Origin of the sequence: Pseudomonas sp. BC42 (assembly GCF_021560055.1) — a bacterium.
GTDB lineage: Bacteria > Pseudomonadota > Gammaproteobacteria > Pseudomonadales > Pseudomonadaceae > Aquipseudomonas.
The window spans coordinates 2,769,169-2,794,844 of the sequence record NZ_CP091067.1 but is presented as its reverse complement, the minus strand read 5'-3'; the positions used below and the strand labels follow the sequence as shown (position 1 = coordinate 2,794,844).

The 25,676-nt window shown below is 62.3% G+C and carries 20 protein-coding genes and 1 tRNA gene; 4 read left to right on the top strand and 17 right to left on the bottom strand.

Annotated elements, in window-relative coordinates; translation table 11 throughout:
- The first annotated feature begins 31 nt into the window (after window positions 1-31).
- Both L1O02_RS12990 and L1O02_RS12985 read left to right on the top strand, forming a co-directional pair.
- Entirely contained in the window at window positions 32-1,015 is a 984-nt protein-coding gene (locus L1O02_RS12990) for a zinc-dependent alcohol dehydrogenase family protein (protein WP_108545551.1), read from the top strand.
- A gap of 277 nt (window positions 1,016-1,292) precedes the next feature.
- Window positions 1,293-2,219, top strand: a complete 927-nt coding sequence (locus L1O02_RS12985) for a universal stress protein (protein ID WP_108545552.1) — start codon at window positions 1,293-1,295, stop codon at window positions 2,217-2,219.
- 34 nt (window positions 2,220-2,253) lie between these two features.
- On the opposite strand, the gene L1O02_RS12980 is transcribed toward L1O02_RS12985, so the two are convergent.
- From L1O02_RS12980 to L1O02_RS12960, 5 genes are all read right to left on the bottom strand, one after another.
- On the bottom strand, window positions 2,254-3,885 hold the full coding sequence (locus L1O02_RS12980) for a GMC family oxidoreductase N-terminal domain-containing protein (protein WP_235760027.1): 1,632 nt from the start codon (window positions 3,883-3,885) through the stop codon (window positions 2,254-2,256).
- Between the two features lie 78 nt (window positions 3,886-3,963).
- A complete protein-coding gene (locus L1O02_RS12975; protein WP_060839879.1) occupies window positions 3,964-5,181 on the bottom strand; it encodes a mandelate racemase/muconate lactonizing enzyme family protein in 1,218 nt (405 codons plus the stop codon).
- A 1-nt stretch (window position 5,182) separates the two neighbouring features.
- Entirely contained in the window at window positions 5,183-6,505 is a 1,323-nt protein-coding gene (locus L1O02_RS12970; protein WP_060843937.1) for an MFS transporter, read from the bottom strand.
- A gap of 199 nt (window positions 6,506-6,704) precedes the next feature.
- The gene (gene aldA / locus L1O02_RS12965) at window positions 6,705-8,129 is read right to left on the bottom strand and encodes an aldehyde dehydrogenase (protein ID WP_060839881.1); all 1,425 of its coding nucleotides are present in this window, start codon (window positions 8,127-8,129) and stop codon (window positions 6,705-6,707) included.
- Between the two features lie 407 nt (window positions 8,130-8,536).
- Complete coding sequence (locus L1O02_RS12960; protein ID WP_060839882.1) at window positions 8,537-9,478, bottom strand: LysR substrate-binding domain-containing protein; 942 nt, start codon at window positions 9,476-9,478, stop codon at window positions 8,537-8,539.
- Between the two features lie 321 nt (window positions 9,479-9,799).
- Between L1O02_RS12960 and L1O02_RS12955 the strand changes: the two genes are divergently transcribed.
- Together L1O02_RS12955 and L1O02_RS12950 are read left to right on the top strand one after the other, a co-directional pair.
- On the top strand, window positions 9,800-10,972 hold the full coding sequence (locus tag L1O02_RS12955; protein WP_060839883.1) for a hypothetical protein: 1,173 nt from the start codon (window positions 9,800-9,802) through the stop codon (window positions 10,970-10,972).
- Between the two features lie 268 nt (window positions 10,973-11,240).
- Window positions 11,241-12,116, top strand: coding sequence for a LysR substrate-binding domain-containing protein (locus L1O02_RS12950; RefSeq protein ID WP_235760026.1), 876 nt, complete (start codon window positions 11,241-11,243; stop codon window positions 12,114-12,116).
- A gap of 92 nt (window positions 12,117-12,208) precedes the next feature.
- Here the strand turns inward: L1O02_RS12950 and L1O02_RS12945 are convergent, their stop codons facing one another.
- The 12 genes from L1O02_RS12945 to L1O02_RS12890 all read right to left on the bottom strand — a co-directional run bounded on the left by L1O02_RS12945 (window position 12,209) and on the right by L1O02_RS12890 (window position 25,091).
- Window positions 12,209-13,570, bottom strand: a complete 1,362-nt coding sequence (locus L1O02_RS12945) for an MFS transporter (protein WP_235760025.1) — start codon at window positions 13,568-13,570, stop codon at window positions 12,209-12,211.
- Between the two features lie 148 nt (window positions 13,571-13,718).
- Window positions 13,719-15,152 (bottom strand): NAD-dependent succinate-semialdehyde dehydrogenase, encoded by a 1,434-nt coding sequence (locus L1O02_RS12940; RefSeq protein ID WP_108545556.1) that lies wholly within the window; start codon window positions 15,150-15,152, stop codon window positions 13,719-13,721.
- A complete protein-coding gene (locus L1O02_RS12935; protein ID WP_108545557.1) occupies window positions 15,149-16,183 on the bottom strand; it encodes an aldo/keto reductase in 1,035 nt (344 codons plus the stop codon). Before L1O02_RS12935 ends, L1O02_RS12940 begins: the two co-directional genes overlap by 4 nt.
- Window positions 16,184-16,193: 10 nt before the next feature.
- Window positions 16,194-16,706 (bottom strand): formaldehyde-activating enzyme, encoded by a 513-nt coding sequence (gene fae / locus L1O02_RS12930; RefSeq protein WP_108545558.1) that lies wholly within the window; start codon window positions 16,704-16,706, stop codon window positions 16,194-16,196.
- A gap of 605 nt (window positions 16,707-17,311) precedes the next feature.
- Window positions 17,312-18,073, bottom strand: coding sequence for a serine protease (locus L1O02_RS12925; protein ID WP_108545559.1), 762 nt, complete (start codon window positions 18,071-18,073; stop codon window positions 17,312-17,314).
- A 12-nt stretch (window positions 18,074-18,085) separates the two neighbouring features.
- Window positions 18,086-19,732 (bottom strand): hypothetical protein, encoded by a 1,647-nt coding sequence (locus L1O02_RS12920; RefSeq protein ID WP_060839890.1) that lies wholly within the window; start codon window positions 19,730-19,732, stop codon window positions 18,086-18,088.
- A 779-nt stretch (window positions 19,733-20,511) separates the two neighbouring features.
- Window positions 20,512-20,587: transfer RNA gene (locus L1O02_RS12915), tRNA-Gly, on the bottom strand.
- 65 nt (window positions 20,588-20,652) lie between these two features.
- Complete coding sequence (gene pgsA / locus L1O02_RS12910) at window positions 20,653-21,213, bottom strand: CDP-diacylglycerol--glycerol-3-phosphate 3-phosphatidyltransferase (protein WP_060839891.1); 561 nt, start codon at window positions 21,211-21,213, stop codon at window positions 20,653-20,655.
- A gap of 32 nt (window positions 21,214-21,245) precedes the next feature.
- On the bottom strand, window positions 21,246-23,069 hold the full coding sequence (gene uvrC, locus L1O02_RS12905) for an excinuclease ABC subunit UvrC (RefSeq protein WP_235760244.1): 1,824 nt from the start codon (window positions 23,067-23,069) through the stop codon (window positions 21,246-21,248).
- A gap of 1 nt (window position 23,070) precedes the next feature.
- Window positions 23,071-23,712 carry a UvrY/SirA/GacA family response regulator transcription factor gene (gene uvrY / locus L1O02_RS12900; protein WP_011061841.1) on the bottom strand — a complete coding sequence of 214 codons (642 nt, stop codon included), beginning with the start codon at window positions 23,710-23,712 and terminating at the stop codon, window positions 23,071-23,073.
- A 171-nt stretch (window positions 23,713-23,883) separates the two neighbouring features.
- Window positions 23,884-24,336, bottom strand: coding sequence for a GNAT family N-acetyltransferase (locus L1O02_RS12895; RefSeq protein ID WP_060843946.1), 453 nt, complete (start codon window positions 24,334-24,336; stop codon window positions 23,884-23,886).
- Window positions 24,336-25,091, bottom strand: coding sequence for a carbon-nitrogen hydrolase family protein (locus L1O02_RS12890; protein WP_235760024.1), 756 nt, complete (start codon window positions 25,089-25,091; stop codon window positions 24,336-24,338). Before L1O02_RS12890 ends, L1O02_RS12895 begins: the two co-directional genes overlap by 1 nt.
- Window positions 25,092-25,676 lie beyond the last annotated feature (585 nt).

The window sequence follows — 25,676 nt, the reverse complement described above, 5'->3', positions numbered from 1 at the left end:
GCGCTGGCCGCCCACTGCCAGGAGCCGCCTCATGCGCGCCATGGTTCTGAATGCCCCGGGCCAGCCACTGCAACGACAGGAACGCGCCCTGCCCGAACCCGGCGCCCGCCAGTTGCTGATCCGGGTGCTGGCTTGCGGGGTCTGCCGCACCGATTTGCATCTGCTGGACGGCGAGTTGCCGCAGGCGCTGCTGCCGCGGGTGCCCGGGCATGAAATCGTCGGTGAAGTCACGGAGGTGGGGCCCCAGGTCGACCCTGGCTGGATCGGCCGGCGGGTTGGGGTTCCGTGGCTGGGCTGGACCTGTGGCGAATGCGCGTTCTGCCTTGCGGGCCGCGAGAACCTCTGCGATCAGGCGCAGTTCACCGGCTGTCATCTGGACGGCGGTTACGCCGAATACACCCTGGCCGATTCGCGCTTCTGCTTCCCCATCCCTGACGCACTCAGCGACATCCAGGCGGCGCCATTGCTGTGCGCCGGACTCATTGGCTTTCGCGCCTTGCGCATGGCCCAAGGCGCGCAGCACCTCGGGCTGTATGGCTTCGGCGCGGCGGCACACCTGGCGATCCAGATCGCCCGTGGGCGCCAGCAACAGGTGTATGCCTTCACCCGCCCGCATGACCAGGAAAGCCAGGACTATGCCCGATCCCTCGGCGCGGCATGGGCCGGACCTTCGGATCAGCCGCCACCTCATGAACTGGACGCCAGCCTGATCTTCGCGGCCGTCGGGGCGCTGGTGCCCCTGGCGCTGGCAGCCACCGTCAAGGGCGGCTGCGTCATCTGCGCCGGGATTCACATGAGCGACATCCCCGCCTTTCCCTATCGCCTGCTCTGGGGCGAACGCAGCGTGCGCTCGGTGGCCAACCTGACCCGCGAAGACGGCCATGCCTTTTTTGCCGAGCTGCAACACACGCCGGTGCACTGCGATATCACCCGCTTTGCCCTGGACGACGCCAATCAGGCCTTGGCGTGCTTGCGCAGCGGCCGCTTCAACGGCGCCATCGTGCTCACGCCCTGAAGTGCCGTGGCCGCACGACCAGGCATGGGGCGCCTCGAACCGCGCCTTGCGCGGTCGAACCAAGGCATTGGCCTGCTCCTGGCTGCCGACGTTCAGTTGCAGATCTTCCGGGCACACGACGCCGTTGATCTGCCCCATGCTCCGCTCTCCCGCCGGCTTGACAAAAATCAAGCCGGTCGCCGCGACTCAAGCCAGCATAGGGTCGTGGCCGCCATGTCCGTACACCGGCTTGCCCGGGTGCCTCGGCGTTGCTGCATTAACCTGACGGAGATTGATCATGTCCGAGCCATCACGCTTCATGCTCGTCGTCTCGCCCCTCATGCACAAAAGTCCAGCCTTCGAACGGGCCGCGGCCCTGGCCAAGGCTTCGGACTCAGCGCTGCACATCGTCGCGTTCGACTACCTGGAAGGCCTGGCCACTGCCGGCATGGTCAACGGCCAGGCCCTGGAGCAGATGCGTCTGGGCTATGTCGAACGTCACCGCCAGTGGCTCGAAGAGCAGGCCCATCCCCTACGCAAGATCGGCGTCACGGTCACCACCGAGGTGGTCTGGGTGCAGAGCCCGCTGCAGGAGATCCTCATTCACCTCAAGGAGCAACCGATGGCCGCGCTGATCAAGGCGCTGGACCACGAGTCGCCGCTGTCGCGCCTGATGTTCACGCCTCTGGATGTTCACCTGCTGCGCGAGTGCCCGGTGCCTCTGCACTTTGTCAGCCATGTGCAGCACGCCCTGCCCCGCCGCATCGTCGCCGCTGTCGACCCGTTCCATCGCGATGGACGCTACCAGGGCCTGAATGACAGGATTTTGCGCGAAGCCGCAAAACTGGCGAGCACCTGCAATGCGGTGCTCGATGTCATCTATGCCCATGACCTGTCGTCCATCAGCGCCGCCGAATTCGGTTTCAACAACGCCTCGGCGTTCTTTTCCTCAAGCGCGGCCAAACTGTTCTTCGAAGCGCAGGGCGACGCCTTTCGCGAACTGGCCGAACGCAATGGCATCCCCGCCGAGAACCAGCACATGATCATGGGCGACCCGGCCAAGGTGCTGGCCAGTTATGCGGATGCCTACGATGTCGACATGATCGTCATGGGGCGGGTCCTCCGCCGGGGCATGGGACGCCTGATCGGCAGCACGGTGGAACACCTGCTGTACCGGATGCCGTGCAGCGTATGGGTGGTAGCGCCGGAGAACCTGGCTGAATGAGGCGGGCCGCATTCAGGCCACTGCTCCTGCATGCTCATCCACCGACCATCGAGCGGGCATCCTCAAGAATCAGGTCGGCGCCCTTCTCCGCCACCATCAACACCGCCGCGTGGGTGTTGCCGGAAGTGACGTTGGGGAAGATCGAGGCATCGACGATGCGCAGCCCCGCCAGGCCATGCACCTTGAGGCGTTTGTCCACCACCGAGCGCTGCTCGTCGCGGCCCATGGCGCAGGAACCGCACAGGTGGTAGATCGAGCCGCAGTTCTCGCGAAAGTACTGCAGCATCTGCTCATCACTGTCCACCGCCGGCCCCGGTAGCACCTCATCCAGGGTAATGCTCTTGAGCGCCGGGGCCTGCATGATCTTGCGCAGCAGCCGGCTGCCCTGGATCACCTCGGCTATGTCCTTGTCGGTGCTCAGGTAGTTGGGGTCGATCAGCGCTGCATCCCGAGGGTTGTTCGAGGCGATCTGGATGCTGCCGCGACTGGTGGGCCGGCAGGGGTTGAAGCACAGCAGGAAGCCGGAATACGGCTCGGGCTTGAGGCTGGCCTTGTTGCTCTTGGGAATCTGGTACGACAGCGGGTTGAAGTACAGCTGCAGGTTGGGGTGTTCCTGCCCCGGGTCGCCACGGAAGAAGCCGCCAGCCTGGTTGACACTCATGGCCAGCGCGCCCTTGCGCGTCAGCAGGTATTGCAGGCCCAGCTTGAGCTGGCCGAGCAGCGAGCTGAGCTGGTCGTTGAGGGTCGGCACATTGGCCTTGTAGTAGTAGCTGACGCACAAGTGGTCCTGCAGGTTTTGCCCGACCGCCGGCAGGTGGCGAACCAGAGGAATCTGGTGCCGGGCCAGCAACCCGCGATCACCGACACCAGAGAGTTGCAGGATCTTCGGCGTGTCCACCGCGCCAGCACAGAGGATCACTTCCTTGTTGGCGCTGAAGGTCCGGAACACCCCTTGCTGGGTCACGCGGACACCCGTGGCGCGCTGTTGCTGCTCATCGAACAGCACCCGGTCCACCAGCGCGTAATGCTCGACCTTGAGATTTGGCCGGCGCAACGCCGGATGCAGGTGGGCAAAACTGCTGGAGCAGCGCTGGCCATCGCGGGTGTTGACGTCGTAGATCCCCGCGCCCTCGAATCGGGCGCCATTGAAATCTTCGCTGCGCGAATAGCCCAGTTCCTCACAGCCCTTGAGGAACACATCGCAGATGGAATGGGTCTGCCCCTTCATCGGGGTGATGCTGATGGGGCCGCTGCCGCCGTGGTACTGGCTGTCTCCCAGGGGGTGATTCTCCAGCTTGCGGAAATACGGCAGCACCTCGTCGAAGCTCCAGCCGTCGTTGCCATTGGCCGCCCAATCATCGAAATCATGGGCCTGGCCGCGCACATAGATCATCGCGTTGATCGAGCCGGAGCCCCCCTGGACCTTGCCCCGCGGCGCGTAGATCGCCCGGCCGTTGAGCTGCTTCTGCGGCTGGCTGTAGTACATCCAGTTGAAACGCGGGTTGTAATACATCTTGGCGAAACCCACCGGAATCTTGAACCAGAACGATGAGTCCTTGCCGCCCGCTTCCAGCAGCAATACCGAGTATTGGCCCGAGGCCGAGAGCCGGTTGGCCAGAACGCAGCCGGCGGCACCGGCGCCGGCGATGATGTAGTCGTATGTCATGCAGGGTTACCGCTCAGGTCGTATTGAAGGCAGCCATGCCGGCTGCCCATGCCCTGCCCGTCTCCGGGCGGGAAGTGCTCAGCCCTTGGCCGGGGAGTGGTCGTTGACGTCGGCCGGCGTCGCGGCCATTTGCAGGTGCAGACGTTCGCCGCTGTAAGGCGAGTGCCTGCGTACCACGTCCATGTTCAGCTCCACCCCCAGGCCCGGCTCGCTGGACGGGATGATGTAGCCGTCCTCCCATTGCAAAGGCTTGGTCAGCACTTCGGCGTGGAAGCCGCCCCAGGTCATGATGCTTTCCTGGATCAGGAAATTCGGCGTGCAGGCCGCCAGCTGGAAGCTCGCCGCTGCGCCAATTGGGCCGTTGTAGAGGTGCGGGGCGATCTGCGCGTAGTAGACCTCGGCCATGCTGGCAATCTTCTTCGCCTCCAGCAGGCCACCGCAACGCGCCACGTTCATTTGCAGGATCGAGGCACCACCGGCCTGCAGCAGCTTGAAGAACTCGTACTTGGTGGTCAGGCGCTCACCGGTGGCGATCGGGATGCTGGTCTTGGCTGCCACCTGGGCCATGGCCTGCTCCTGGCCAGGCGGCACCGGTTCTTCGAACCACAGCGGGTCGTATTGCTCCAGGCGCTTGGCCAAGCGAATGGCCGAGGACGGCACCATCTGCCCATGGGTGCCGAACAGCAGGTCGCAGCGATTGCCCACCGCTTCACGGATCTTGCGGCAGAAGGTTTCACAGCGCTCCAGCACTTGCAGGGACAACTGGTGCCCGGAGTACGCGGTGTAGGGGCCGGCCGGGTCGAACTTGAGGGCGGTGAAGCCCTGGTTCATGTTCTGTACCGCGCATTCGGCGGCCAGGTCCGGGTCGTCGTAGTCGTATTCGCCGCGGCTGTTCTGCGGATACAGATAGGTATAGGAGCGCAGGCGTTCATGGACCTTGCCCCCCAGCAGCTCGTACACCGGCTTGTTTGCCGCCTTGCCAATGATGTCCCAACAGGCCATCTCCAGGCCGCTGACCACGCCCATCATGGTCAGGTCCGGGCGCTGGGTGAACCCGCTGGAATAGGCCTGGCGGAAGAAGCGTTCGATGTGGTGCGGGTCCTGGTCCAGCAGATAGCGCTGGAACACGTCCTCGATGATCGGCCGCATCGCCTGGGGACCGAAGGTGGCGGCATAGATCTCGCCCACGCCTTCGATGCCGCAGGCGGTGCGCAGCTTGACGAACAGCCAGTACATGCCGCCGATATGCGGTGGCGGGACAGCGACAATATGGGTTTCAAGGGCGACGATTTTCATCTCAGGCTCCTGTTTGCGAATGTGGCTGGGTACGCTTGATGCGAGCGCGCAAGGCGATCGCGGCCAGGGTGCCGAGGGCGCCGACCGCGGCGATGTAGCCGAAGTACAAGCGGTAGCCCAAGGCCCCGGGGAAGTGTTCGGTGAGGTAGCCGTTGATCAGCGGGATAAAGGCGTCCGGCAGGTAGCCCACCACCGAGACGATGCCGATGGCCAGACCGGTGATGCGCAGGGGAATACGGCAGGTGTCGAGGATCGCCCAGTACAGCCCGCGAATGGCGTAGGTCATCAGACCGATGAAGATCACGGTGGCGATCAACAAGCCCAAGCTGCCCATGGCCGGGAACAGGATCAGCCCGACGATGCCCAGGGTGGCCAGCAACAGGGCGACGATCAACACCGAGATATTCGAGAAACGGTCACCCAGCCAGCCGCCACCGATGCCACCCAGCGGCCGCATCCACAGCTTGATGGTGGTGATGGTGCCGGCCATCACCGCGGTCATGCCGTTGCCCTGCAGGTAGTCGGAAAAGCTGTAGGTAGCCCAAAAGATGTGGTAACCGCAGAACACGATGGCGGTCACCAGCCACAGCTCGGGGATTTTCACCAGGGTCGCCAGATCGCCGAGCAGGTTGAACCGCCCCTTTTCCACCGGTGCTGTGTCTTGCAGGGACTTGGGGTCCTTGAGCAGCACCAGCACGCAGCCGATGACGATGCAGGTAAAGGAATACAGGTAGACCACGTGACGGAAACCCTCGGCCGTCGACTCGCCGCGGGTCTCGGTGGCCAGGGCGAACAAACCCAGGGCCAGGGTCGCCAGCAAGGCTTCCACCAGGCCACGGCCGCCGTCGAGGATGCCGAAGAAACGCCCCTGCTCATTGTGGCGGGCAATCATCTTTACCCGTTTGAGCACCGAGGCCCAGAACGTCAGCCCGGTGGTCAGCCCCCAGCAGCCGAAGATGATCATCAGCGACGTCAGTGATGGCGCAGTGGAGTACCACAGGCCCAGGGCACCGGTAGCCACCAGGGAGAAAAATATCAGCAAGCGCGGAGCGATACGGTCCGCCAGCCAGCCGCTGGGCAGGTAGCTGATCAGGAAAATGGTGCCGAGCATGGAGTACAGATAACCCAGCTCGCTGTGGTTGATGTGCAACACCTCAAGCATGGTGGTCTGGTAGACCTGACGCAGGTAGAGGATCGGGTAGATCGCTCCGGCGGCCAGCACCAGCAGCATCAGTTGAAAGTAACGACTGCCCTTGTCGCTGTGGCTCACCGGCAACCCGGCGGGGTCCTGGGCCGAGATCAGATCGGCTGCATGCTTAGACATAACGATGCCCTCGGGCGCCGGTAACCGGCGCCGCTCATTATTATTAGTGGGGCAGCGGCAAGCTTGGAGCTTCAAGCGGCAAGAACGACTGCGGTGTTCTTGCTTGCAGCTTGCGGCTGTCTTGATACAACGACGGCAAGCGGCAAAATCGATTGCACGCTTTGGCTGGGTGCTTGCCGCTTGAAACGTGCAGCTGCCTTTAGAAAGGCATGACCACCAGGCGGGTCTGGGTGAACTCGAGCATGCCGTGCTTGCCGTCGTCACCGCCCAGCCCTGAGCGCTTCCAGCCGGCGTGGTAGCCCTGGTAGGGGTCAGCCGGGGTTCGGTTGACGTACAACTCGCCGGCCTGGATGGCCCCGGCGACTTTCATCGCGGTGCGGTAGTTCTCGGTGTAGAGCACCGAGGCCAGGCCGAACTGGTGGTCATTGGCCAAGGCCAGGGCTTCATCGATATCCCGGTACTTGAGCACCGGCAGGACCGGCCCGAAGATTTCCTCCTGAACGATCTCCATGTCCTGGCGGCACGCGCTGAGCAGCGTCGGCGGATAGAAATGCCCCGGCCCCTCGGGCATCACGCCACCGGCTTCGAGCACCGCGCCCTGGGCGACCGCCCGCTGCACCAGGCCATGGATCGCCTCCCGCGATGCCGCACTCACCAGAGGCCCCATGCGGCCCGGATCCTGGCGCCGATCACCGAATTGCACGGCGGCGATCTTGTCCTTGAGCAGGGCCAGGAATCGCTCGTGCACGCTTTCATGGACATAGACCCGTTCCACTGCCGTGCACAACTGGCCGCAGTGGGTCGTCTTGGAAGCGATGATGGCGCTGGCGGCCTGCTCCAGGTCGGCGTCGGGCTCGATGATGGCCGGGGTCTTGCCGCCCAGTTCCAGGGACGGCTTGGCGATATTGGCCTTGCAGTAGTCGAGCACGATACGCCCGGCATTGACGCTGCCGGTCAGGGTGATCATGCCCACTGCCGGGTGGGTACAGACGGTGGCAGCGGTGGCGTGGTCCATGGTCAGGATGTTCACCACCCCAGGCGGCAGGCCGGCCTGCTGGACCGCCCGAGCGATTTCAAAAGCCGAGATCGGCGTGTTGTTGCTCGGACGCACCACCACCGTGTTGCCGGCGATCAGCGCCGGCGCCACCTTGCGCAGCAGGGTATAGACCGGGTAGTTGAACGGGATAAGGCAAGCCACGACGCCAATCGCCTCGCGGTGCAGAAACAGCTTTTCGTCGGGGCTGTCGCTGGGAATGATCTCGCCCTCGATGCGGCGCGCCCATTCAGCGTGATAACGAGTGATCTGCGCGGCGTAACGGGCTTCGTTGCTGGCGTCCGCCAGGCTTTTGCCCGATTCGGCCGCCAGCGCCTGGCCAATGGCGTCGGCACGCGACTCCAGGGCATCGGCCAATGCGCGCAGATAGTCACCGCGCTGGATGCTGGTCAAGGCAGCCCATTTTTTCTGCGCCGCACAGGCGGCAGTCACCGCAGCATGGGCCTCTTCCTGAGTGGCGGCCGAGACATGCCCCACAAGGCTTTCGTCGGCCGGATCATAGACCGCGATGGATACGCCGCTGGCGGGTTTGATGAAGTCGCCGTTAACAAAATTCTGTTCAAGTTGCATGGAAGTTGCCCCGTCGTTGGCAGAGAAGTGGCGCAGGCAGCCTGGACGCAATCCAGGCCCGGCGATCAAAGGGTCTGGAGTGGCCGAGCGGGCACAGCGCAGCGATCGACGGACAGGGCTATGGCCTGCAGGCAAGGCGGGAAACCGCGGGCAAGGTGCAGCGACAGGCAATCGACAAGGACCGGATAGGGCATGGCTGGGCACTCGGGTTGTTGTTATGTGAGTGCAGGCAGTCTTGTCGTCCGGCACGACAAGGACAAACGATTAATTGCGCGGACTAACATGCAAAAAACGCAGGTTACGGCGCACCGATGATGACGGCCTGACGGGCCCCTTTGCTGGCGAGCCAGCCCCTGCATGGGGGACTTGCAGGAATCGGCTTGCCGACAAAGGCGGTCGCGCGGCCTCTAGCCCAGGGGTGTTGAGGCTGTGGAGGGCTCAAGCTGGCGTTGCGCCAGCCAGATTTCTTCTTCGAGCCACTGGCTAAATACCTGCAGTTGCGGCAACGGAACCTGGGCTGGACGTGTCACCAGCCAGTAGGACTGGTGCCCCTCGACATGCACGTTGTGCACCTGGGTCAACTGCCCCGCTGCCAGTTCCGCCGCCACCATGTGCCAGTCGGCAATGGTAATCCCCAAGCCCTCGGTGGCCGCGTGGATGGCCAAATCCAGTAGGTCGAACTCATAGCCGCCCTGAGTATCGACCCCGGTGATCCGCGCGGCATCCAGCCAGTGCTTCCAGGTCAGGTAGCGCTGGTCTTCCCGGGCCAATACATGCAACAGGGTCATGCGTTTGAGATCGATGCCCTGTTCCGCCGATTCCCGGGCCAGCAGCGAAGGCGCGCAGACCGCGATGTGCCGCTCCTGAAACAATAGGGAGCTGTCCAGGCCATCCCACTCACCGTCACCAAAGCGGATCGCACAATCCAGGGTCGCGGTTTCCGCCAGGCTGTCCTGCAAACGCGTGGTCAGGCTCAGCTCCAATTCAGGGTGCTGCTCACGCAGACGTCCCAGGCGCGGCAACAGCCAGCGACTGGCGAAGGTTGGCGGTGCATTGAGGTGCAAGCGATTGGTGTGGGACTTTTGCGCAATGCCGCGCAACGTCAACTCGATCTTGTCGAAGGACTGGTGCAGGGCACGCAGCAATACTCGCCCGGCACTGGTCAGCTCCAGGTGATGGTGGCGTCGTTTCAGCAGGCTTTCCCCCAACTGCTCCTCCAGTTGCCGGACCTGGCGGCTGACCGCGCTCTGGGTGACGTTGAGCAATTCGGCGGCCCGGGTAAAGCTGCCGGTGCTGCCGGCGACCTCGAAGGCCTTGAGCGCATTGAGCGCAGGCATTTTGCGTTTCACGACAGTCTCTCTGTGACAGCTGCAGGAGGCGCAAAGCATCGCATGCACCCGTAGACGGAATCCATGGGACTAACATTCGTTTTTGTCATGCGCAGGCGATGAATAAATCGTTTGTCGGGCCAAGAGCAGATAGCAACACTGCAGGCACATTACAAAAACAACAACGAGTACCGCCCATGCCTCATTTCCCGCTTGTCTCGATGATCGCCACCGGCTGAAGCCACAGCGTTCACCCCCCTCTCAATCCTTTCACCCTTGGCTGCCGCCCTTGCCGCGGCCGGGTTCATCGCACCCGACAATAACAATCCGGGAGAAAACCCCATGCTTTCCAAACGCTCCGGCTTTCTGTGCAACATTGCCCTACTGGGCAGCCTCGCCACCCCCGCTCTGGCCGTGCAAGTCACCGACCACCTGGACCTGGGCGGCGCGGTTCGTGCGCGCTGGGACTACGACCCGGACCGGGATATCCAGACCTTCAACTTCGACACCGCGATTCTCAGTGCCAAGTACAGCTCCGACACCTGGATCGGCGCCGCCAAGTACCGCTTTTACGGGCGCGCCTACCCCTACCGCTACACCGACAAGGTGGGCGACATCGCCTTTGCCGAGAGCGCCTGGATCGGCTACCGGTTCAACCCCGAGCAGCAGGTACAGGTCGGCCTGAACCAGATTCCCTTCGGCCTGCAGCCGTATTTTGGCAGCACCTTTTTTGAAACCCTGGGCAACGTGGTGGGCCTGGAGGACATCGAGCAGATCGGTGCCAAGTACATCCAGCAGAGCGGGGACTGGAACCTCCAGGCCGGCTACTACCTGCGTCCCGCCTGGCAGGGCAAGGGCACCAGCAACGGCCGCACCTATTCCAGCGTTGTATCTTCGGCCGACAGCTACGTGGCCGACGGCAGCGACAACCGCGAACGCAACACCCTGGTGCTGCGGGTGGCGCGGGCCGTGCAATTGGGTGACTGGGCATCGGAAGTCGGAGTCTCGGGCCTGACCTCGACCCTGAAGAACAACGACACCCACAACGACGGCAGACGCAATGCCTTGGCCGTCCACTACCTGGGTAAGAACGGCCCGTGGGGCGTGCAATTGCAGGCAGCGCGCCAGCAGATGTCGCCACGCAATCCGGGCACCGATGAGTTGGTCACTCTGGGCGGCTACGACGGCACCTTCAACGTCGCCAGCCGCGGCAACCTGTATGTCGCCGACCTGAGTTACGACGTCGACGGCAAGTACCTGTTCGATCAGATCAGCGGGGTCAAGCTGTACGCCAACTACAGCGCCTTCGACAAATCGGCCAGCGACTACAAGACATCCCAGCGGATGATCCTCGGCAGCTCGTTCTCGCTGAGCAAACTGTGGATAGCCACCGAATGGCTGTTCGGCAAGAACGATCCGTACATAGGCGGTAGCAGTTATGCCCAGAGCCTGGGGGCCGGAGGCAGCAACCAGTGGGAAAACCAGGTGTATGTGAATATCGGCTACTACTTCTGAATTCTTGCCGGCCCTTTCGCTGGCAAGCCAGCTCCTACAGTTGGCAGGAAAATATGTATCTCTCTGTAGGAGCCGGCTTGCCGGCGAAAGCGATCTCACGGACCTCTTGGCGGGCAAGCCAACCTCCGCAAAGGGCACCTACAGGCTAAGATGGGCGCCCTAGATGAAGTGCCCTACAACAACAATAAACCTGCCCCGCCACTTCCAGCGCTCAGCCCGCCAGGCGCGGATCGCTACAGCCTGGCGCCAGGTGCGGAGTCTGCCCGCCATGCGCCAACTGCCCTCCCTGAACATGCTCCGGGTCTTCGAGGAAGTCGCCCGCCATCGCAGCTTCAGCCAGGCCGCCCCCGTCCTCAACGTCACCCAGGGCGCGGTCAGCCGACAGATCAAACAACTGGAAGATTACCTCGGTGTGGCGCTGTTCAGCCGCTCCCCTCAAGGGTTGGCGCTGACCGAGGCCGGCGCGGCCCTGGCGCCAAGCCTGGGGCAGGCCTTCGATCAAATGGAGCGGGCCCTGCAAGCCCTGCGAGTACCCAATCTGCGCCAGCGCCTGCGCATCGTCGCGCCGCCGACCTGGGCCACCCGCTGGCTGTCGGCGCACCTGCGGGACTTCTGCCAGCGCTACCCGGATATCAGCCTTAGCGTGACCCAGCAAAGCAGCCACGACAGCGCGGCCGAAGTCGATTGCGAGATCCGCTTCGGCCAGCAGGCCGCTCCCCATTGCCAGAGCCAACTGCTGGTGATGGAGCGGCATATGGCCGTGGCCAGCCCGGAGCTGTTCAGCGACGGCCAGGCGCCGGACTTCGGGCGCTTTCCCCTGTTGCACATCCTGCATGACGGCAAGCGCCTGCAGGTCTGGGAGAACTGGTTGCTGGCCATGGGTCGCGACGACGTAGACGCCCGTGCAGGTCTGGAATTCAGCACCTTGGACCAGGTGATCCACACAGCCCTGGCCGGTGGCGGGCTGGCGGTGATCGACCGGCAGATGATCGAGGGGGAACTGGCGGATGGACGCCTGCTGCCGATCACCCCGGTGGAGGTGATCGGCCCTTATGGCTACTGGCTGGACGTGGCGAATGACAGACAGGGACTGTCCAAAGTGCAGCTGTTCACCCAATGGCTGGGGCTGGTGAGCAATCCCTGACGGCTCGTGGTTTCTCTTGGGAGTTGGCTTGCCAGCGAAGTCAACCTCAAGCTCTCTGGCCTCTTCGCCGGCAACGGTGGTGCGGGGTGGCATCAGATCGGCGAGGCGACCTTCGGCAGCTCGCTTCTGTTCGAGTCGGCAGCGCTCACGCTGCACGCCTGGTTGAGCGTGAGGGACTTGGTCTCTGGCGCCCAGGCCCAGGAAATCAGCGCCCCCAGAGCCAGGATCCCGGCGAGGATGCCCATGGTCGGACTGAGGCCGATCCCGGCCACGCTCACCGGCAGCAGAAAGGTGCTGATGGCCGAGCCCAGGCGACTGACGGCGGTGGCCAGGCCAATGCCGCTGGCACGTACTTCGGTGGGAAAACTCTCCGCTGGAAAGACTCCCACCAGGTTACTCACCGCGGACAGCACCAGGGTAAAGACCCCGAACAGCAGCACCATCAACCAGGCTGCGCTACCCGGCAACACCGCCAGCAGCAACAGTGCCACCGCCAGGATGACAAAGGCGTTGATCAGGAACCCCCGGCGGGAAAACTTCACCGTGCACCAGATGCCAATCAACGCGCCGAGGATCAGCAGCAGGTTGAGCATCAGTTCGGTGCCGAACCCCTCCGCCAGCCCCATCTTCTGCAGGATCGACGGCAGGAAGGTGTAGATGGCGAAATACGGCATGACAATGCACACGAAGAACAGGCAGTTGAACGCGGTGCGCTTGCGGTACTCGGGGCTGAACAGCACCGCATAGCCGGAGCGGGCGTTACCGCAGGCTTGCTCGTCCAGTTCCACATGGGCCCCCAGGTGCTGGTGCACGATGGCCCGGGCCTCGGCTATGCGTCCGCGGTTGACCAGCCAGCGCGGCGACTCCGGGGTGCCGATGCGCGCCAGCAGGATCAAGCCGGCGGGAATCGCCGATGACGCCAGCATCCAGCGCCAGGCATCGTCGCCGAGGCTGAGCATGGCGGTGCCGACAAAGGTTGCGGCGACGTAGCCGAACGTCCAGATCACGCTGAACGACCCCAGCAGCACGCCACGGTGTTTCTTCGGTGCAAACTCGGCGAGCATCGCGTGGCCGACGCTGAAATCGCCACCCAGGCCGATGCCGATCAGCACCCGGCAAAGAAACAGGCCCATGGCCGTCTCGGCATAGAACTGCATCACCGAGGCCAGAGTGATCAGCACGAAGCTGACCAGGAAGATCTTCTGCCGCCCCAGGTGATCGGAGATCCAGCCAAAGAACAGGCTGCCGATAAACAGCCCCATCAGCGCCGAAGCACCGATCAGGCCCTGCCAGAATGCATCGAGTTGCATCTGGGGGCTAAGCAGGGTGAAAGCGATGCCGATCAGGCCGAGGATGTAGCCGTCGGTGAAGTGCGCGCCAAAGGTCAGGCCGGCAATCTTCAGGTGGAACCGGCCAATGGGCAGGTCATCGATCTTGACGGTTGCAGTGCTCATGTTCGTCTCCATTTATTGTTCTTGGATAAGAGATGAATCGAACCACGCAGGAACCGGCTGGCAGGCGAAACGGCTCTTGAGCCTTGCGCCATTTGCGCTGGCAAGCGCAACGCCGCCCGGCCAGCTCCTGCAGCGGGAGGGCTGAGGATCAAAGACCGCCCATCAGCAGGTATTTGATCTCCAGGTAGTCTTCCAGGCCGTATCTGGAACCTTCGCGGCCAAGGCCCGACTCCTTGATTCCGCCAAAGGGCGCCACTTCGGTGGAAATGATGCCTTCGTTAATGCCCACCATGCCTGCTTCCAAACCCTCGGCCATGCGCCAGACCCGGCCAATGTCGCGGCTGTAGAGGTAGGCCGACAGGCCGAATGGCGTGTCGTTGGCCCGCTGCAGCACTTCGGCTTCGTCCTTGAAGCGAAAGCACGCCGCCACCGGACCGAAGGTTTCTTCCGCGGCGATCTGCATCTGGTCGCTGGCCTCGATGAGGATGGTCGGTTCGAAGAAGGTGCCGCCCAGGGCATGGCGCCGACCGCCGCAGAGCAGCCGGGCGCCCTTCTCCAGCGCATCGCCGACATGCGCCTCGACCTTGGCCAGGGCCGTTGCATTGATCAGCGGGCCCTGCTCGGTATCACCGTCCAGGGCCCTGCCGACCCGCAGCGCGGCCACCGCCTCGGCCAACTTGGCGGTAAAGGCCTCATACACGCCGTCCTGGATGAAGAAACGGTTGACGCAGACGCAGGTCTGCCCGGTGTTGCGGAACTTCGAGGCCATGGCGCCCTTGACCGCGGCATCCAGGTCGGCGTCGTCAAAGACGATGAACGGCGCGTTACCCCCCAGTTCCAGCGAGACTTTCTTCAGGGTGTCGGCGGACTGACGCATCAGCAGCTTGCCGGTGCGGGTCGAGCCGGTGAACGACAGCTTGCGCACCGCACTCGAAGCCTGCAGCGCCTGGCCAATGGCCGGGGCATCGCCGGACACGATGTTCAGTACCCCGGCCGGGATCCCTGCCTGCTCTGCCAGCACCCCGAGGGCGAAGGCCGATAGCGGGGTTTCTTCCGAAGGCTTGAGGATCATCGTGCAGCCGGCAGCCAGGGCCGGGCCGACCTTGCGCGTGACCATGGCCAAGGGGAAGTTCCACGGGGTGATCGCTGCAACCACGCCGATGGCTTCCTTGGTCACGATGATTCGCGCGTCAGCCTTGTGACTGGGGATCACATCCCCGTAGGCGCGCTTGGCCTCCTCGCCGAACCACTCCAGGAAGCTCGCGGCATAGACCACCTCCCCCATGGCTTCGGCCAGGGGCTTGCCCTGTTCGCGGCTGAGCAAGGTGGCCAGTTCGCGCTGCTGGCTGAGCATCAGCTCGCTCCAGCGCTTGAGACGCTGACTGCGCTCCTTGGCGGTCAGTCCGCGCCAGGCCGGCAATGCACGTTGGGCAGCAGCGATGGCCAGGCGGGTTTCTGCGGCGCCGGCCTTTTGCACCTGAACGATCAACTCGCCATTGGCCGGGTTGTACACCGGGTAGCTGGCGCCGCCGCTGGACCATTGGCCATCGATGAAATGGCCGGTACGGATCAATGCGCTCATGCCAGTGCCTCACTCGGGGAGAAGCGCTCCAGCCCGGGGCGGGCCGTGCGCAGGATACGTTTGCCGGCGCTGTAGTCGTTGATCACATCGCAGGGGGTGTAGTTGCGCTCCAGCTCGTGCAGCTCCTCGGCATCCAGGGCGGTATCCAGGGCCGCCAGGGCGCTGTCGAACTGCGCGGTGGTGTCGGCGCCCACCAGCATGCAATCGACCCCGGCATGATTGAGCACCCAGGCCTGGGCTACCTGGGCGTTGCACAGACCGCGAGCGCGGGCCACGCGCTGCACCGAGCGGGCGATCTGGAACGAGGCCTCATCGCTGTACATTTGTTGGGTAAAGAAGTCGGTCTGATTGCGGGTCGACTGCACATCACCGGTGAGCAGCCCCCGGGCCAGCGGGCTGAACACCGAAACGCCCAGGCCCTGGTCACGGCAGAACGGGATCATCTCGCGCTCCTCTTCGCGGTAGGCGCAGTTCAGTTGCAGCTGCATGTTGATCGGTTTGACCCAGCCATGGCGCTCGCAAGCCATGAGCAGCTTCGCCAGTTGCCCGGTGAGCATGGTGGAGACGCCGATGTAGCGGGCCTTGCCGGCGCGGACAATGTCGTCCAGCGCCTGCATGGTTTCTTCCACCGGGGTGTTCACATCGAAGTAATGCAGCATGAACACATCGACGTAATCCATGCCCAGGCGCTTGAGCGACGCATCGATGCTGTCGAGGATGTGCTTGCGCGAATGCCCGCTGGCGTTGATTGCGCTGCGGGTGCCGTAGCCGACCTTGGTGGTGATCACCAGGTCTTCACGGCGCGCCAGACGCTTGACGATGCGCCCCACCACCTCTTCGCCGACCCCGGCTGAATAGAAGTCCGCCAGGTCGATGAAATTCACCCCGTGATCCAGGGCGTGGGCGACGATGGGCTCGCTCTGTTTTTCGTCGAAGATCCAGGGTTTCCAGTCCGGGGTCCCCATGTTCATGGTGCCCAGGCACAGGCGCGAGACTTGCAGGCCCGAGTGGCCCAAACGAATGTATTGCATGCTGCGCTCCTCAGGCCTTGGGGGTGTAGAACGGGTTGCTGATCTGGTTCACCACGTCCGCCAATTGGCCGCGCTCGGGCTGGCCGGTCAGGGCCGCGCGGATCGCCGTGCGGCAGGCGTTGTAGTTGTTGTGGTAGACCGCCTCCAGATCATCGCAATCCGGATTGACCCAGTTGGCGGTGACGATCGCCCATTGATCTTCGGCTTCGGCCGGCAAGGTGCCGTCCAGCAGCGCTTCGAGTACCGCCTTGGCAATACCTGCCTGGGATGCCCCCCAGGTCGCGTTGCCGTGCAGTTCGCTGGCGATCGCCGCCTTGTTCACGTACAGGGTCATGGGCTTGACCGGGATGTTGGGCTGGGCAATCACCATGAACGGGCAATGGCCCTGACTCGGCGAAGCCAGGCTGTTGGCGAAGGCCTGTCCGGCGGGACCGTTACGCGGCCCGAGAAGAATGTTGATGTGAGCGGCATTCACGCCCGGGCCTGCGAAGCCTTCGCCGATATAGAGGTCGAGTGGTTGCATGGGGATTTACTCTTTGAGGACACAAGGGAAGAAATGACGCGGGATCGGCGGTGCCTGGTCCCACTACCTTTCATTGGTTGGTTTCAAAGAGCGCGAGTGAACATGAACCCAGAGTGGGTTCTGCAAATGGGCGGTAACGGACTGAGTCATGGCGCAAACGCTCTTTGTTGTTATGGATGAGCTGTGTTTGCGTTGTTTTAGCACCGGGCTTGCTAGAGCCCGTAACCATTAAAAGTCATGCGGCCATGAGCTTTTGTCATAGCCTGTGCTCTGTGACGCAGGCGTTGGCGGGAGCCGAATCCATCGAGCTACCGTCAACTGTGTGAACAAACAGCGGACGGTTATGAATGCAGACAAGTACCCAACCTGGGATTTGCGATTGAATGCTGCTGTTCACCTTTGCTTCTGTGTCTCGGCCTTCAGCTTTACTCTCAGCCAACTACTCCAGAACCAAACGCTGTTCATGCGTTGGTCGGATTCCAAGTCAGTGAATTCGGATTGTGGATAGCGTATTTCAAGCTTCGAAAGATACGAGCTGCAAAATTACGGGCTGCTGGATTTCTTCGATGGCTACTCGCCGTGTTTTTCCGACTGCGTCATTGGCCTTATAAGGCTTGATACTGCGGGTCTTTTTCCAGTTGGCCGGAAACGCAACTACCGTACGTGACGGATCGGGCACCTGCCTGATCAAGAAACGGCTTGGCGTAGTAGATCGGGATGACGTAGGAGACCAACTGGCTGGATCTTTTATAGGCGACAGAGATCCCGATGACCGTGCCATTGCTGCCAAATACAGGGCCGCCACTGTTCCCTTCATTCAAGGCCAGGTTGGTTTGCCACCACGGCTTGTATCCGCCATCGACCTCGGCCAATTCCGCCGTTTTCATACCGGGAGGTATTAGCGACAGCTCCCACCCGCCGTACCCCAGGGCCATCAATGGCGCCGCGACCGGCGTCGGCACCGCCGTACCGATCGCAACAGTCTGCCAGCCCTCGCCGTTGTCACGCGGCGCCAGTTGCAGCAAGGCAATATCCCTGATCTTGTCACGCGCAACCACGGTGGCCGGGACGTTGCCAGCCCCGCGGCTGCCGACCTTGACTTGGATCTTTTCGGATTCGACCGTTACATTTCCCACCGGGCTGATTACGTGATTGTTGGTGATGACCAGTCCCGATTCGGACACGATGAAACCCGAACCACTGCTTTCACACTTGCCATCGCCATTGGTCAGAATGCAGGTGTAATCGATGCGCGTCATGGCTTCCTTGTTGCGATGAAACAGACAGCTGACGTCCATGGCGTGCGCCATGCCCAGAGGCATGGCCGTCAACAGCAACGTGATCGCGAGTTGATTCATGCCGGTCATGCGTCACGTCCTTCAGGGATTGAGGTTCAGCCGAGACAGGGGCTTGTAGCCATCCCGCATCAGTTCAGCTTCGGTGTACGAGCGGCGACAAACACCGCCGCAGGACGTTTTGGTGGTTGACTCGATGACGGTATGGAAGCGTCCGTTGGGACCGTTCGCGGTGCTTTCGAGCAGTCGAACATGAGATCCGGCCTTGTTCACGATGTCGCCGGGTTGCACCGCGTCCCAACGCACCGCGGCACTGACTTTGGCATTCGGCAGGCTGCTTGTGGTGTAGTAGGTCCCTGTTTGCCAGGCGTAGGAAACGAAGCCCGAACAATCAAGGCCCGTTGCACCGGAATAAACGCAATCGGCATTGCGACATGTGCAATCCGAACCCGCCAGCTTGCCGTCATCGAGGTGTTTGCGAAAAGTCTCGAGTGAACTGGCATAACCGCCCCACCGGTAGGGAATTGCGGTGACTTCTTTCTCCAGGAACGCATCCAGCCGGCTTGGCCGGTGCCAGATATTGGCCGTGGGGTTACACAGGTTGGGAACCCCATCGCGGCTGTAGTTCCTGGCATGCATCATCCACTTGAGCTCCAGTGCCTCAAGCGCTTTTTTCAAAATGCTCTGGCGACTGACTTGCTGCAGAGCCACCAGTCCGACAGCGCTGGTTCCGTTCAACTGCTCCAGTTGCTTGAGCGTGTCTGTCTGCGAGGCAATAAGTTGAACATCGGAGGACCGGGCGATGGCCACCGGCTCGGCAGTGCCGACTTTGGAAAACACCATGGGTTCAACTGTGACCAGTCCATCCTTGGCGAATAACAGGCTGACGACCACACCGTTGGTCAATCGCGCGAACGGGCGACGGATATTGCACGCATAGGCGTTGGGCGCCACGTACGCCTCGGTGGTGGGCGTGCCTTGGGCATCGGTGTTGATCAGGCGCACAAAACTCTGTTCTTCTGGCGCTTTCACGGTCTCTTGCGTTGCAATCAGGGCGCCATCCATCGCGTTCGCCCAGAGCATGCGCACATCGACCAGGCGTCTCTGCGAAGCAATGCTCGTCTGCTTCAACCCGGTACTGGATTGGGTGTTGCTCCCCACGGCGAGCGTGGGCTTCTCCAGTTTGAAATTAAAGGACGCCGCAGCCAGCAGGCCAGGGTCCGTAAGCTTGCCCAACCGTTTGCTGTCGATATCGACGGGCACTTGTTTGCCGGTGAGGTTCTCAAGCGTGAACCTGCTATCCGAGAGCACCACGAAACGGGGTGCGCCCGACTCGGGGTCGTAGCCGGTGGACGTACGCGCAATGACCTTGGCCGCCTTTGAAACCAGCACTACGTCGCCCAGCGCCCCGGCCACCAGATAGCCTGATGTTGTCGAGACCAGATCGACTGGCTCAAGCAGGTCGGAGGGCAATCGGATTTCTGTGGCGGCTTTTTCACCGACAACCAGGATCTTATGGTTGACACTATCCAGAATGGCCAACTGGCCATCGGGACCGGAAGCGATCGTGGTCGGCCCCCTGCACTCTTCATTGGGAATGCGCTCGACACCGACCTGGCCGACGCCACTGCCTATCGGCAAGTCAAGCGAACCGGTGATTTGAGCCTGGGCGGCAATGGAGGGAATCAGGGTCGATAGCAATAAAAACCCGCAGTAAAACCTGGCGCGCATATGAACCTTCCACTGGAGATAGCGTAGGTGCCATTTACTGCTGGCATCGAGTACTGTCAGTACGCTAGCAGTGGTCCGTTTTTTCTCAAGGTGCGTTCGCTAAAAATGCCCACGAGATGCCGAACGGTGTTTGACCGTCTGCCCGCAGCCGCGATCACGCAGGGTACTGCAGCCCCTATAAACGTCTTCTGCCCACAGCGCCCGCTCATCCGGTAGCCCTTTCACGGGAGCCACATGAGTTGTATCGCCCCAGGTTAGGTAGACACCTTTTTTTGGGGGGGCGGCGCAGCCTGGATAAAGCGCTACAGCACTCCTCAAGAAGAATTGCAGCAGGACGATGATCAACACGCTGAGCGGCGTCGTCTGCGAGCGGAACTCAAGCGGGTCACTGGCTAGCGTGAGGTCGGTGAAGATTGCGCTCGGCATGGTGTGGCGAGGCTGATGCGCCTTGAAGGTCCACGCCTTCGGACAGGATATCGATGACGCCGAGGGAGTCATCATTGCCGGTAATTAGGGCTTGCCCAGCGGTGGTATTCGAGAGTGCCATGGCGAGTGCCTGATCAGACTCAGGGCCAAATGCTCGTCTAGCTATACAAGCGGCTCCAGCAACAAACCGATTCAATACGCGTTCGAATTCAAGAGGCTCATTCGGACTCAATTCAGGACTTGAAAGCGCTGGAGGGTGCTGGATTCGAGTGGAACCCGCAGAAACGCAAAAAGGACCCGAAGGTCCTTTTTGCGATCGCTACAGAATTCGTGGAACTCTGCAGCGCTATGTTTGGAGCGGGAAACGAGACTCGAACTCGCGACCCCGACCTTGGCAAGGTCGTGCTCTACCAACTGAGCTATTCCCGCAACGTCTTGGTGTTGCGCATTCTATAGAAATCCGAATGCGCGTCAAGCCTTTGATTCAAAAAAACTTATTTTTTTTCGTTGTCGATTTTCAGGTGGGGCCAGGCGGCCCGCAGATACTGCAACATCGACCACAAGGTCAGCCCCGCCGCCACCAGCAGCAAGGCGTAACCCACCAGCACCCAGAAACTGAAATCCGATGGGTTGGCCAGGAGAATCACCAACGCCAGCATCTGCGCTGCGGTTTTCCATTTGCCCATGTTGGATACCGCCACCTGAGCCCGAGCGCCCAGTTCGGCCATCCATTCGCGCAAGGCCGAAACCACGATTTCACGACCGATGATCACGGCGGCCGGCAGGGTCAGCCACAGGTTGCCGTGCTCTTGCACCAGCAGCACCAGAGCCACCGCCACCATCAGCTTGTCGGCCACAGGGTCGAGGAACGCGCCAAATGGCGTGCTCTGCTGCAGGCGTCGCGCCAGGTACCCGTCCAGCCAGTCCGTGGCGGCCGCGAAGGCAAACACTGAACTGGCTGCCATGTAGCTCCAGCTATAGGGCAAATAGAACAGCAATATGAAAATCGGGATGAGCAGGACGCGTAGAACGGTGATCAGATTCGGGATATTCATCGGCACAACTGGCTACGAGGTGATTGGGCATTCTAATCGCTGTGCAGGTTTGCATAAATCAACTCTGCGAGCTTTTTACTGATTCCCGGTGCTTTGGCAATCTCGTCGATGCTGGCACGGGACAGTTCCTGCAATCCACCAAAATGTTTAAGGAGATCCCGTCGACGCTTGGGTCCGACGCCCGCCACCCCTTCCAGGGTCGAGGTGCGCCGGGTCTTGCCGCGTCGGGCACGGTGACCGGTGATCGCGAAGCGGTGGGCCTCATCGCGGATTTGCTGGATCAGATGCAGGGCCGGGGAATCGCCCTTGAGGGTGAACTCGTGGGCCGCATCGTTGAGGTACAAGGTTTCAAAACCGGCCTTGCGCGTGGCGCCCTTGGCGACGCCAAGGAGAATCAGGTCCGGCACCGCCAGCTCGTTGAGCACGTCACGGGCCATGGACAACTGCCCCTTGCCGCCATCCACCAGGAGGATGTCCGGCAGCTTGCCCTCGCCTTCCTTGAGCTTGCTGAAGCGTCGGGTCAGGGCTTGGTGCATGGCTGCATAGTCGTCGCCGGCGGTGACGCCTTCGATGTTGTAGCGCCGGTAATCGGATTTCAGCGGCCCTTCCGGGCCGAACACCACGCAGGACGCGACAGTGGCCTCGCCGCTGGAGTGGCTGATGTCGTAGCACTCCAGGCGCTGCGGTGGCTCGTCCAGGCTCAGTACTTCGGCCAGGGCTTCGAATCGCGCCGCGACATGCTGACGGTTGGCCAGGCGCGCGCTCAGGGCCTGTTCGGCGTTGGTCACCGCCAGTTGCTGCCAGCGCGCCCGGGTGCCGCGGACCCGGTGACTGATGGTCAGCTCGCGCCCGCGCAATTCATCAATGGCGGCGATCAGGGTCGGGAAGTCGTCGTGCACCACGTTGACGATCAGCTCGGAAGGCAGGTCGCGCTCCGGGCTGCTGACAAAATACTGGCCGAGGAAGGCCGACATGACTTCCGCCACGTCTTCCTCGATGCCCACCTGGGGAAAGAAGTTCTTGCTGCCCAGCACCCGCCCGCCACGCACGCTGATCAGGTGCACGCAGGCGCCGCCCGGGTTGACGAACGCGGCCACCACATCCACATCGCCGGTGCCGCCTTCCATGCTCTGCTGGTCCTGGACCCGGCGCAGCAGGGAGATCTGGTCCCGCAGCTCGGCGGCCTTTTCAAAATCCAGGGTGCCGGCGGCCGCTTCCATGGCGCTGGAGAGTTCATCGGTCAGGGCGTTGCTGCGTCCTTCCAGGAACATCACCGAGTGGCGCACGTCCTCGGCATACACTTCAGGCGCCACAAGGCCGACACAAGGCCCCTTGCAGCGCTTGATCTGATACTGCAGGCAGGGTCGGGTACGGTTCTTGTAGTAGCTGTCCTCGCACTGGCGAACCATGAAGGTCTTCTGCAACAGGCTCAGGCTTTCGCGGATGGCTCCGGCGCTTGGGTAAGGGCCGAAGTACTTGCCCTTCTGCTTCTTCGCCCCACGATGGATGCTGAATCGCGGAAAATCGCCGTCCGAAAGGAATACATAGGGATAGGATTTATCGTCGCGCAGCAGAATATTGTACGGCGGCCGCCATTCCTTGATCAGCGTCTGCTCCAGCAGCAGCGCTTCGGTCTCGTTGGCAGTGATGGTGGTTTCGATCTGGGCGATACGCGCCACCAGGGCGGCGGTCTTCGGTGCCTGGCCGGTCTTGCGGAAGTAGCTGGACAGGCGGTTTTTCAGGTTCTTGGCTTTACCGACGTACAGCAAGCGTGCATCGCTGTCGAACATGCGATACACGCCAGGACGGCCACTGCAGGTAGAAAGAAAAGCGCTGGGATCAAACAGGTCGGTCATTTCAGAGGCTGGCATCGACCATGCCATGACGAACCGCCAGCAGCGTCAGCTCGACATCGCTGCTGATCGAGAGCTTCTCGAAAATACGATAGCGATAGGTGTTCACGGTTTTCGGCGACAGACACAGCTTGTCGGAGATGATCTGCACTTTCTGGCAACCGACAATCATCAGCGCGATCTGAATCTCACGTTCGGACAACGCGTCGAACGGCGAGTCGCTGGAAGGCTGAAACGATTTGAAGACCAATTGCTGGGCAATCTGCGGGCTGATGTAACGCTGGCCGGCAAATACCAGGCGAATCGCCTGGACCATTTCGTTGAGGCCTGCGCCCTTGGTGAGGTAGCCCGCCGCGCCGGCTTGCAGCAGGCGAGTCGGAAACGGATCCTCCTCGCAGACAGTCACCGCCACGACCTTGATGTCCGGATGGCTGCGCAGCAGTTTGCGCGTGGCTTCAAGACCTCCGATCCCGGGCATCTTGACGTCCATCAGGACGACGTCGGGCTTCAGCTCCCGCGCCTTGAGCAGGGATTCTTCCCCTGACTCCGCCTGCCCGACTACTTGCAGGCCATCGATGTCAGCCAACATTCGTGTAATGCCCGTACGAACGAGATCATGGTCATCGACTACTAGCACCCTAATCAAGCAGACACCTCGCGATTTGGTCTTTAAAGGTTGCCGGACACCTTAGCAAAAAAGCGACGTACAAACCTAATCACAAGCGCTATATAAAATTCATCGGCGAGCGATAAAGCCACGCCGCCTGCCAGACCGCAGGCCGCGTCGCACCTTCAAGCCCCGGCAGCCCGGGGCCCGCTACCCGGGTCCGGGGCCTGCGACAGTAGGACGCTCCATGCGCCAGAAACACTCCTCCTCCCCCACCACCTGCAACCCCATCCGTTCATACAGACGCTGTGCCGGGTTGCCCTTGAACACGGTCAGGCGCAACAGGCCAAGGTGCTCCTGGCGCGCCCGCTCCAAGAGCCGCGCCAGGACCCAGGCGCCGGCACCGCGCCCGCGCCACGCCTGCAGCACATGCAATTCACGAATATACAGGGCCCGCAGGTCCCGACTCAGGCTGACATAGCCCAGCACCTCGTCTGCCTGGCAGATCAGCAGATTCTCGCGACCGGCCCAGGCCACATCGAACGCCTCATCGAGCCACAGCAGGTCATTGCGAATGTAATAGCCGAGCATGGTCGAGCGGGTCAGGTCCCGGGCGAAAGCCAGGTCGGCCGCTGACGCCGGGCGCAATTGCAGTGCATTCATCAGCCGGCCACCGGCACAACCTGGGCCTGCCATTGCCCGGCCACGCAGCGGGCAATCAACAGCGCTTCGCCAACCCCCTCCACGGCGCCCAGCAACTGGCCGTCACGGCCCCAGATCGCGCTACGCCCGGCACAGGCCCAGCCACCGCTGGGACCGCCATGATTGGCCATCAACAGCACAATGCCGTAGTCCCGGGCATAACCTTGCAACAAGGCGCTGTCGGCGGCATAACCGCCCTCGCTGATCAGCGCCCCGGCGGCATAGATGTCGGCACCGGCAGCCACTGCAGCCTGTACGTGACTGGCATGACAAAAATCCGCGCACACCGCCAGGGCCAACCTCGCCTCTGCCAGTTGCAGCGGCGCCCCGCCCGTGCCGGGGGCAAAGAAGCGCTCCTCCCCGGCATGCAGATGCTGCTTGCTGTACACCGCCTGCGAGCCGTCGGCTGCCAGCACCAGCGCCCCGATCAGCACCGGCCCGTCCTCCGCCAGGCGAATCGGCAAGCCCACCACCGCCGTCATCAGCAGTTCCCGGGCCAGGTCCCGCAGCGGCTGCAACCGTGGGGAATCCGGTGCCAGCGCCAGTTGCGCGGCCAGTGGCGGCTCATAACCGGTCAGGGACAGTTCGGGAAACACCAGGACCTGCACCCCCTGTTGCGCCGCCAGGCGCATCAGATGCTGATGCCGGGCCAGATTCCCCTGCCAGTCGCCAGCAATGGATACCGATTGGGCGGCAGCGAGGGTCAGCACGGTCATGGAGATTCCTTGGCGAGGCAACGAGGGGGAGCGGCGAGTGTGGCATAAATCCTGGCGGCGCTTAATCCATCGCCCGAGACAACAGCGTCCATAGAAATTACTGATTGAATCGCGGCCCTGGCCTCTAGTAAGCTCGCCCCACTTCACGGAGAAACCCCATGCTGTCCCAGACCCCTTCCCTGCACCGCCACACCGCCAGCGCACTGCGTTCGGTTGCGGCTGTCCGGGTCAATGGCAACCTGGCTCCGGTCAACTTTTATTTTGGGTATTGGTTTAGCCACTGGCGCGCCTGATACCCAACCGGCGCCCACTTTGACGGGTCGCCTACCAGAGAAATCTCAACCCCCGGTCGGCCTCCCGACCGGGGGTTTTGTTTTTTCCGGCACCACGTTTTCAACCACGACTTTTCTGCAACACACCGAACTTACCGAGGATTGCCCCATGAACTACGCCACCTATTACCGCTACGACATGTTTTCCGCCTGGCGATTTAGCAGCCTCCGCTCGGGACAGCCTGCCGCCTCCGATCGGTCACCTACCGGTGGCAATTGCACACTGATGGCCAGTACGGCCAATTGTCGAACA